Genomic DNA, 10,030 nt, shown 5'->3' with positions numbered 1-10,030 from the left:
GAGTAAACAGTACGATGTGGAAAAAGAAGACACTCAGGAACAGGAAGGATATTTTGACCGGTTTCCGACTTCTGAAATAGAGAGAGACTTCCGGGTAAGCAGCGATAGCTGGAAAGCCAAAGACATAACGTTCACCCTCTATAATCAGGTGGAATCCATACCGGATCCAAAATCCTGCGTCGAGGAATGTCTGAAAGAAGTAATTGTTCCAGCTGTACTGGCTGAGTTATCCATTGATAACCGCGGATGCCCCAATGGAAGAAAGGCATTTTTCGGATTTAATGAAGTAGAAGAACGGTATGGCATGCGTCCTCTTTCCAAGGGAATAATGCATGGTGTGGGACAGGGGGGAAATCTGGCGGTTTTTACCCTGGATCAGGATGCCCATCCGGCGGGCGGATTTTGCCCGGAGTGCATTTTGGGAGAAGAGGACCGTGATAACTGGAACTTTCGACTGGGAAAGACAGCATTACTGGTGCTGGATGTACCTGCGGATACAAAGAAGACCTTCCGTTTTGCAGTCTGCTTTTATCATGGCGCACAGGCAACTTACGGGATCGATACAAAATATTACTATACCAGATATTTTCATAACATTGAGGAAGTGGGCAGCTATGCACTTTCCGTATTTGATCGGATTGTAGACAAATGCCGGGAGGCAAACCTGAGATTTGACAAGGAAAGCCTTACGCCGGAACAGCGTTTTATGTTGTGGCATTCCATAAAAAGTTATTACAATTCATCACAATTTCTGATCAAAGACGGTGAGCCGCTCTGGATGATCAATGAGGGCGAATTCCGAATGATGAATACCATGGATTTGACGGTTGACCAGTTGTTCTTTGAAATGAAAATGAATCCATGGACGGTCCGTAACGAACTTGATTTTTACCTCCGGCATTATTCCTATGAGGATAAGGTACGCTTTCCGGGCAGCGACACTGAGTATGAGGGCGGAATCAGTTTTAGCCATGACTGTGGCGTGGCGAATATATTTGCACCAGAGGGGCGGTCAGCCTATGAAAAATGCAGGCTAACGGACTGCTTTTCTTATATGAGCCATGAGCAGCTGGTAAACTGGATCTGCTGTGCCCTGGTGTACATAAAACATACCTGCGATCAGTCATGGAGTGACAGCCGCAAAGAAATATTGAAAAGCTGTTTTGCCAGCATGGTTAACCGGGATCATCCCGATCAGCACAAACGAAACGGGGTTATGGGACTGGACAGCACCCGGACAAAAGGGGGTGCGGAGATCACCACTTACGACAGCCTGGATGCATCTCTGGGACAAGCCAGGAACAATATCTATCTGGCGGGAAAATGCTGGGCAGCTTATGTGGGACTGAAAGATTATTTTGAAACGAACGGGGAGGAAGATCTTGCCAAACAGTCGGCACTGCAGGCGCAGCGGTGTGCGGAAACGATACGGACTCATATGACAGAGGGGGGATACATACCGGCTGTTATGGATGAGGATAATGATTCTAAGATCATTCCTGCAATTGAAGGGTTGATTTTCCCATATGCGCTGGATTTAAAAGAAGCTTATAAAGAAGACGGCATTTACGGAGGATATATCCAGGCATTGAAAAAACATTTTGAAACAGTCATGCAAAAGGGAGTCTGTATCTTTCCGGACGGCGGATGGAAGCTCTCTTCCACAAGTAATAATTCCTGGCTCAGCAAAATATATCTCTCTGAGTTTATTGCAGGGAAAATTCTTGGATTTGACCGAAAGACTTATATGGAAGAAGCAGACCGGGCGCACGTGGACTGGCTGACCCATCCTGAGCATTCATACTGGTGCTGGTCGGATCAGATTGTAAGCGGCATTATCAGTGCAAGCAAATATTATCCCCGTGGTGTAACAAGCATTTTATGGATGGAGGAATGACAAAAATGAAGGCACTTACTTACTATAGCCCCACCGAAATAATCTTTGGGTGCGGGAAGCTGGATGAGACAGCAAAATTGGCAAAGCGGTTTGGAAATAAGGCACTGCTCGTGACCGGAAAAGGAAAATCCTCTGTAAATGCAGCACGCCGGGTTCTGGAACTTTTACAGGGGGCAGGTATTGAAACGGCACATTATGACGGTGCAGCACCCAATCCCACCACTGATCTGGTAACAGAAGGACTGGGGGGCGGATCAGCCATGGACACTGCAAAAGCAATCGCAGTGGAGGCTTCACACCCCGGTACCGTGTGGGATTATAACTGCCATACAGAGGGACCAACAGATAAGACACTTCCGGTAATTGCAATCGGGACAACCGCGGGAACGGGTTCACAGGTGACCCAATGTGCTGTGATTACCCGGACAAAAGACAAGGATAAGTCTGCTGTCTGGCATCGGAATATTTTCCCCAAAATTGCAATTGTAGACCCGGATCTGACCAGGAGTATGCCAAAAGCGGTAACAGCACAAACCGGATTCGATGCATTCTGCCATAATTTTGAGGCATATCTCTCGATAAATACCAGCCCAATGGTTGAACGGATGGCGTTGGAGGCCATAGAAGCCATTGCGGAATATTTGCCCAAAGCGCTGGCAGACGGGAATGACATGGAAGCCCGTTCCAGGATGGCTTGGGCAGATACCCTGGGCGGATTGACAAACGCCAATGCCGGGGTAACGCTGCCCCATGGACTGGGCATGCAGGTGGGAGGCCACTGTCCCCAGGTGACTCACGGACAGGCACTGGCTGCATTTTATCCCGCATTTACCAGATACACTTACCCTGCAGCAGTGGAGAAATTTGCAGCAGTAGGAAGAATTTTAAATCCCGGGCTTCAGGCGGAAACAGAAGAGACAGCTGCAGCAAAGTGCTGTGAGGAAATTGACAGTTTCTTAAAAAAGATCGGACTCTGGATTGGCTATAAAGAACTGGGGGTTACCATGGAAGATATCCGTGAGATTGCAGACTGCGGACAGGTACTGGGCGATTATCTGAACAACCCGAGAGTGGCTGACATTGAGGAAATGTATGAGCTGCTGGTTTCCTGCTATGAGCGGGATTAGAATCTGGCACCCACATGAAAGAAAAGGAGCGTAAGGCAGATGAACTGTTTAAGCAAGCAGCAAGTAAAAGACGTAATTGATGGCAGAGGAGCAGCATCCAGACCGCCGATTCTCTATGATTTGTGGATCGGAGAGAATGTGTTTGACTGGAATCCAAAGGAAAGAGAAGCATGGCTTTCCGGTTATCCCAGAGACATCGAGGATGTGTTTCTGAACATCCCCGATCTGATTCATGCTCCGGCAGATGATCCGGATTACCGCTGGGCAGGCACAGATATGGAAGAAATGAAGGAAAAAGGATGGGATGCCAGGATTTTAATTGAAGACTGGGAGAGCGGGGATGCAGAAAAATTCTTTGAGACATTTCCGGATCCTGAGTATCCTGGGCTGATCCCGGAGAAGAAGCCCTCCGGAGAACGATATACCCTGGCAAGATGGTGGTATGGATTATTTGAACGACACTGGTCGCTGCGGGGCATGGAAAATGCGTTGATGGATTTTTATTTATACCCTGATGAAATCCACCGCCTCTATCAAAAACTAACGGACTTCTATATACGGATTATGGAGAGAGCCTGCACAGAAATGAAAATCGACGGATTCTTTGTCTCAGATGACCTGGGAACTCAAAACTCCCCGTTTTTTTCACTGGATATCTTCCGGGAATTCTTCAAACCCTATTATCAGCAGATATTCCAAAAGGCACATGAACTAGGTACCCATTTCTGGCTTCATACCTGCGGAAACATTGAGTTGTTTCTTCCTGAGTTTATTGAAATTGGGCTGGATGTCATTCATCCCATACAAAAATATACCATGGATGAAAAAAGGATTGCCGCCTTATACGGAGACAAGATTTGTATTCTTGCGGGATTCGATGTGCAGCAGACGATACCTTTTGGATCGCCGGAAGAGGTGAGAGAGGAAGTCAGGTATCTTCTGGATGCCTATTGGCGGGAAAATGGACGCTTAATGGTTACCATGGGGAACGGATCGACGGAAGACTGGAAATTAGAAAGCCTGCGGGCGCTGTATGAAGAAACTGTGGGGTATGCAGTGGTATAAGTATGAAAGACAGTTTTCAGAAAATGTAACTGTCTTTTTTTCGTCTAATTCTGACAATTTCATTAACTCTAAATATATTGCTTATAAAATAAAAAAAACCCCAGGGGGAGCTTGTGTGACATATTGTTTATAGATATAATGGAAAAACACAACAGAAATGGGAGGAAATACAATATGAAAAAGAGAATGAAAACAGTCATAGCACTATTTTGCATGACAGCAATTTTATCAGGCTGCAGCAGCTCAGGCGATTCGGGAACAACAATTGCGAAGCAGAATGATAAAGCAGCACAAGGACAGAGTACGGAAAATCAGAGTACCGAAGGCAAAAATTCCGGGAGCCAGGGAAACGACAGCCAGGAAAGCGCCATTCAGAGTTCCGAAAGCCAGGGTACCGAAAACAAAAATATGGAAGCGGGAGAAATTACCGTTGGTTTTTCCAATGATACGGATAGCTGGGATCCCTGTACCGGATTTGGTTACACTGGTTCACCGCTCTATAGTACACTTGTTAAAATCAACGGAGATAATAAACTGGAGAATGACCTTGCTACAGATTATCAGATGAGCGAAGACGGATTAACCTGGACATTTAAAATCCGGGATGGCGTTAAATTTACAAACGGTGAAGAACTGAATGCATCCGATGTTGCATTTACTTTTAACACAACGAAAGAAAAAGCCACTTATGTGGATTTGACAATGCTGGATAGCTGTACCGCAGTTGATGATCATACGGTAGAATTTAAACTAAATAAACCATGTGTGACTTTTATCTATACGGTGGCAGGAGCGGGTATTGTACCGGAAGATTCCTATACCGATAATTTTGGCATGGAGCCAATTGGGTCAGGACCTTATAAATTAACCCAGTGGGATAAGGGACAGCAGTTCATTTTTGAAGTAAATGAAGATTATTACGGGGAACAGCCGGAAATTAAAAAAGCGGTGTTTCTTGTGCAGGAAGAAGATGCCCGTTTTGTAGCAGCCCAGTCAGGAGATGTGGACATTGCACTTACATCAGCAACGCTGGCAACCACTCAGATTGACGGTATGCAGGTGGAATCGGTAGACTCCGTTGATAACCGCGGAATAACAATGCCAACTGTACCCGATGAAGGAAAAGTTACGGAAGACGGATACAAAATCGGTAATGATGTAACTTCTGATATTGCAGTCAGAAAAGCTATGAGTTATGGAATTGACCGTGAAAAAATCATCAGTGAGGCATTGAACGGTTTTGCAAACCCGGCATATTCTGAATGTGACGGACTTCCCTGGTGGAACGAAGAGGATAAAATCGATACGGATATTGATTATGCCGTAAAAGGTTTGGAAGATGCAGGCTGGATTGATACAGATAATGATGGAGTCCGGGAAAAAGACGGGTTAAAGGCTGAATTTAACCTGATGTATTTTGCAGGAGATTCCATGAGGCAGGCAGTAGCCATGTCGGTAGCAAACCAGGCGAAAGAAAATCTGGGCATTGCAATCAATGTGGAAGGTGTCAGTGCAGATGATACCGTGAAGAGAATGTTCTCCGAACCCATGATCATGGGCTGGGGATCGGACAGCCCGATGACTTCTTATATGTTATTCCACAGCAGCAATGCCGGAAAAACTGATTTCTATAATCCTGAATTTTTTACAAATGAAACAGTGGATAAATATCTGGATACAGCTATGAATTCAAAGACATTTGAAGAATCACTGGAATGGTGGAAGAAAGCACAATGGGATGGGACAACCGGTACTTCCATGCGGGGTGAAGCACCCTGGGCATTCTATGTGAATATGTCACATCTGTATTATGTAAAAGACGGACTGGATATTGGTAAACAAAGGATCCATGCACATGGTGCCGCATGGCCATTGATTGCAAATCTGGCAGAATGGAAATGGAATTCATAATGAAACTTTACGGGGACAGGCGGATCAGCCGGGTCCCCTAATTGCGTTAGAGCGTGTTTTAAAATTGCATTCTGTCAGCTGTGTTATACATTATATTTTTGTATATAAATTTTGGAAAAAGGAGAAATGAAAGTGGGGAAAAAAAGATTTATTAAGACTACCGGCCGCTATATGATCAGGCTGGTTACACTTTTAATTGCAATCAGTATCATAAGCTTCATACTGGTAAGTATGTCGCCGGTGGATCCGGTACAGCAGTATGTGGGCGCTGTACCAAATGTAAGTATGGAACAGAGAGAGAAGATTGCCCAGTACTGGGGACTGGACAAGCCGCCTGTGGAACGGTTTGGCATTTGGGCGAAATCCCTGCTCCATGGGGATTTCGGAACCTCTCTGATCTATAGAAGACCGGTGCTGGATATTATAGGGGAAAAGTTTGCGGCATCACTGGCACTTATGATTACGGCATGGCTGCTATCGGGAATCATTGGATTTTCCATCGGCTGTATTATGGGAGCATTCAATGGAAAATGGCCTGACAGGATATTAAAAAAGATCTGTCTGACCATGTGTGCCATACCCACATTCTGGATTGGAATTGTACTGCTGATGGTCTTTTCGGCTAAGCTGGGATGGTTCCCTATGGGAATGAGTGTTCCCAAAGGAGTGCCGTCGGATCAGGTCACGATCTGGCAGCGTCTGCACCATCTTATTCTGCCGGCGCTGACACTGAGCTTTTTGTCATTTGCCAATATTGCACTGCATACCCGGGAAAAGCTCACAGATGTATTGGAAAGCGATTATGTGCTTTTTGCAAAAGCAAAAGGGGAGTCCCGGTTGCACATTCTGAAGAGACACGGTCTGCGCAATATTATGCTTCCGGCAGTTACCATGCAGTTTGGTTCCTTTAGTGAATTGTTTGGCGGATCGGTACTGGCGGAAACGGTATTTTCCTATCCGGGACTGGGAGCAGCGGCTTCCGCAGCAGGCATGGGATCAGATGTGCCGCTGTTGCTGGGAATTACGTTATTCAGTGCAGTTTTTGTATTCACGGGAAATCTGCTTGCAAATATCATTTACGGAGTGGTTGATCCGCAGATCAGGGAGGGATATCAGAGTGAACAATAGTGTAGCTGAGAGAACGAAAGTAAAAAAGATGCGCATAAACCGCAGAACACGCACGATTATTACAATTATTGTTATCTTTCTTTTTATACTGGGGGTATATCTTGCGGGTACTTTTATGAGCAATGATCTGATACAGGCTGATTTTTCCCAAAAAGGACTAAAGCCATCCTTAAAGCATCCATTTGGTACAGATTTATTGGGCAGAGATATGTTAGTGAGAACGGTAAAAGGTTTGTCAATCAGCATTGTGGTTGGAACGGTTGCATCCACAGTCAGTGCGGTAATTGCACTATTTGTAGGGGTGGCTGCAGCATCCGGTTCTACCCTGCTGGATCATTTTATTAACTGGCTGATTGATTTAGTCATGGGAATTCCCCACACAGTATTATTAATTTTAATATCATTTGCCTGCGGAAAAGGTTTAAAAGGTGTTCTGATTGGAGTTGCGGTAACACACTGGACCGGACTGGCGCGTCTAATTCGAAGTGAAGTACTTCAGATCCGTTCCCAGCAATACATAGAAGTATCCAGAAGGCTGGGGCATTCCAGCAGATGGATTACAATTAACCACATACTGCCGCATATGGTTCCCCAGTTTATCATCGGATTAATCCTGATGTTTCCCCATGCTATCATGCATGAATCTTCCCTGACATTCCTGGGATTTGGGTTGTCACCGGAACAGCCGGCGATTGGAATTATTTTATCAGAATCCATGAAATATATTTCCACCGGCATGTGGTGGCTGGCATTTTTCCCGGGACTGATGCTGGTTATCATTGTTCTGTTATTCGACAGGCTGGGTGAAAATTTAAAGAAAATCGTAGACCCATACAGTGCACATGAATAGGAGGTTAAAATGTCTGTAAAAAGTGATTCACTCAGAGAGCCTGTTCTGCAGGTAAAGGATTTATCAGTTTCTTTCCATATGTATGATACCGGTCTGGAACAGTATGACCTGAAAGTTATCTCGAATTTAAGCCTGGATGTAAAGCCCGGGGAAATCGTAGCGATAGCCGGATCCAGCGGTTCTGGAAAAAGCCTGCTTGCCCATGCGGTTATGGGACTTCTCCCGGAAAATGCTGCAATATCCGGTGAAATGTTATATAAAGGAGAAGTCTTAACACAAAAAAAGAAAGAAACACTGCGTGGAACGGAAATTGCATTAGTGCCCCAGTCGGTAGCTTATCTGGATCCGTCAATGCAGATTGGTTCCCAGGTATTGGGAGAGCATCCGGGAAAAGAAAAGAAAAATGCGCAAAAAGAAGTTTTTGAACGATTTAAACTGGATGAGAAGATCGAAAAGTATTATCCGTTCCAGCTGTCGGGGGGGATGGCACGAAGAGTCCTGGTTTCCACGGCAATTATCAGCGGCGCACAACTGATTATCGCAGATGAGCCAACGCCTGGTCTGGATCTGGAAATGGCATTAGAGGCACTGCAGTGCTTTCGGGAAATGGCGGACAGCGGGAAATCCGTGATATTAATTACCCATGACATTGACCTGGCATTTCATGTGGCGGACAGGGTGGCTGTGTTTTATGCAGGAACAACGGTAGAGATGGCACCATCCTCCGATTTTATCACAGGACCATCGGCATTGCGGCATCCCTACTCCAAAGCGCTCTGGAATGCGCTGCCCCAAAACGGATTTGAACCCATACCGGGATTTCAGCCATATGCAAAAGCCCTTCCTAAAGGATGTCTGTTTTCACCAAGATGTCCTCTTCGGACAAAGGAATGTGAAGAAAAAATACCTATGCAGGAATTGCGTGGGGGAACTGTGAGGTGTATTCATGCAACTTGAAGCTAGAAATGTCAGTTTTCGATATCATGAAAATGCTCCCTGGATATTAAAGGATGTGAATCTGAAAGTGGAAGAAGGAGAGCGGGTAGGTCTGGTGGGACCCAGCGGCTATGGGAAAAGTACGCTGCTACGGTTGATGGGCGGTTATATAAAGCCGGATCAGGGAGAGATACTGCTGGATGAAAAACCAATGATTCCCAAAGGTGTCTGTCCTGTCCAGTTGATCTACCAACATCCCGAAAAGGCAATTAATCCCAGATGGAAGATGAAAAAAGTACTGGAGGAATCCGGCATGTTCCGGGATGAGGTAATGGAGGCTCTGGGCATCGAAAGTGAGTGGCTGGGACGATATCCCCGGGAATTATCCGGGGGAGAGCTGCAGCGTTTTTGTGTGGCAAGATCGCTCTTTCATGGAACACATTTCCTGCTGGCAGATGAAATGAGTACCATGCTGGATGTGATTACACAGGCGCAGATCTGGAAACTAATGCTTAGGGAAGTGGAAAGCAGGAATCTGGGGCTGCTGATGGTGACACATAATAAAGCGCTGGCTGAGCGGGTTTGTACGAGAATTGTGGATTTGCGTGATCAGAACATGGGCTAGTTTTGAAACACAATATAAAATGAATTGTGAAAGCACCAGATAATCGGCTTATCTGGTGTTTTATTTTTTTGACACTATTTTAATAGCAGCTTTGCCGTTAGATGTCTCTCATTATTTCTAAAAGTTTGTTAAGCTATAAAAAATCATGTATGACATAAATACATTTATGTTATAAATTGCAGTTATGTCATAAATATCAGTTATATTACAGAATTACCACCTTCCATTTCTAACTGCATATAATGTAAATTTGTACTCAGATGCTCTGCCATAGCTTCTGAGGCAGCCTTTTCATCATGGGACAGAATGGCATCCACGATTTTTCTGTGGGTCTTGATAGTCTCATCTTTTAGAATTCGCTGGGTAAGAGTAGTTATAAAATCAATACCGCTGCGATCGATAATGGGGATGATGCTCTGGAGTACAATGTTTCTGCTGGCACGTGCAATGCAGGCATGGAAGGCGATATCGGATTCTGTATGATCTTTATT

The 10,030-nt window shown here is 45.2% G+C and carries 9 protein-coding genes; 8 read left to right on the top strand and 1 reads right to left on the bottom strand.

The annotated features are described in order from the left end of the window. The 8 genes from ACH2DQ_RS27615 to ACH2DQ_RS27580 form a co-directional block, all read left to right on the top strand. On the top strand, nt 1-1,897 hold a 1,897-nt coding region (locus ACH2DQ_RS27615), incomplete at its 5' end, for a glycoside hydrolase family 52 protein (RefSeq protein ID WP_395028714.1). After that, nucleotides 1,894-3,024 (top strand): iron-containing alcohol dehydrogenase, encoded by a 1,131-nt coding sequence (locus tag ACH2DQ_RS27610; protein ID WP_394914459.1) that lies wholly within the window; start codon nt 1,894-1,896, stop codon nt 3,022-3,024. The genes ACH2DQ_RS27615 and ACH2DQ_RS27610, both read left to right, overlap by 4 nt. 39 nt (nt 3,025-3,063) lie before the next feature. Next, nucleotides 3,064-4,089 carry a uroporphyrinogen decarboxylase family protein gene (locus ACH2DQ_RS27605; RefSeq protein WP_394914460.1) on the top strand — a complete coding sequence of 342 codons (1,026 nt, stop codon included), beginning with the start codon at nt 3,064-3,066 and terminating at the stop codon, nt 4,087-4,089. Between the two features lie 174 nt (nt 4,090-4,263). Beyond that, nucleotides 4,264-6,000, top strand: coding sequence for an ABC transporter substrate-binding protein (locus ACH2DQ_RS27600; protein WP_394914461.1), 1,737 nt, complete (start codon nt 4,264-4,266; stop codon nt 5,998-6,000). 126 nt (nt 6,001-6,126) lie between these two features. After that, a complete protein-coding gene (locus tag ACH2DQ_RS27595) occupies nt 6,127-7,128 on the top strand; it encodes an ABC transporter permease (RefSeq protein WP_394914462.1) in 1,002 nt (333 codons plus the stop codon). Between the two features lie 28 nt (nt 7,129-7,156). Next, nucleotides 7,157-7,978 carry an ABC transporter permease gene (locus tag ACH2DQ_RS27590; RefSeq protein WP_138001741.1) on the top strand — a complete coding sequence of 274 codons (822 nt, stop codon included), beginning with the start codon at nt 7,157-7,159 and terminating at the stop codon, nt 7,976-7,978. A gap of 9 nt (nt 7,979-7,987) precedes the next feature. Beyond that, complete coding sequence (locus ACH2DQ_RS27585) at nt 7,988-8,935, top strand: ABC transporter ATP-binding protein (RefSeq protein ID WP_394914463.1); 948 nt, start codon at nt 7,988-7,990, stop codon at nt 8,933-8,935. Continuing rightward, a complete protein-coding gene (locus ACH2DQ_RS27580) occupies nt 8,925-9,539 on the top strand; it encodes an ABC transporter ATP-binding protein (RefSeq protein WP_394914464.1) in 615 nt (204 codons plus the stop codon). The genes ACH2DQ_RS27585 and ACH2DQ_RS27580 overlap by 11 nt, the downstream gene beginning before the upstream one ends. Before the next feature lie 200 nt (nt 9,540-9,739). On the opposite strand, the gene ACH2DQ_RS27575 is transcribed toward ACH2DQ_RS27580, so the two are convergent. After that, nucleotides 9,740-10,030 (bottom strand): FadR/GntR family transcriptional regulator (locus ACH2DQ_RS27575; protein WP_395028713.1); only part of this gene is annotated, 291 nt, incomplete at its 5' end.

The sequence above is a fragment of the Robinsoniella sp. genome (genome assembly GCF_034124845.1).
The sequence above is the reverse complement of the archived record's forward strand: the minus strand, read 5'-3'. Positions and strand labels throughout refer to the sequence as shown.

What these genes read in the sequence shown, in the direction of transcription:
- ACH2DQ_RS27610 (WP_394914459.1), top strand. Translation starts at nt 1,894, where the DNA reads ATGACAAAAATGAAGGCACTTACTTACTATAGCCCCACCGAAATAATC.
- ACH2DQ_RS27605 (WP_394914460.1), top strand. Translation starts at nt 3,064, where the DNA reads ATGAACTGTTTAAGCAAGCAGCAAGTAAAAGACGTAATTGATGGCAGA.
- ACH2DQ_RS27600 (WP_394914461.1), top strand. Translation starts at nt 4,264, where the DNA reads ATGAAAAAGAGAATGAAAACAGTCATAGCACTATTTTGCATGACAGCA.
- ACH2DQ_RS27595 (WP_394914462.1), top strand. Translation starts at nt 6,127, where the DNA reads ATGAAAGTGGGGAAAAAAAGATTTATTAAGACTACCGGCCGCTATATG.
- ACH2DQ_RS27590 (WP_138001741.1), top strand. Translation starts at nt 7,157, where the DNA reads ATGCGCATAAACCGCAGAACACGCACGATTATTACAATTATTGTTATC.
- ACH2DQ_RS27585 (WP_394914463.1), top strand. Translation starts at nt 7,988, where the DNA reads ATGTCTGTAAAAAGTGATTCACTCAGAGAGCCTGTTCTGCAGGTAAAG.
- ACH2DQ_RS27580 (WP_394914464.1), top strand. Translation starts at nt 8,925, where the DNA reads ATGCAACTTGAAGCTAGAAATGTCAGTTTTCGATATCATGAAAATGCT.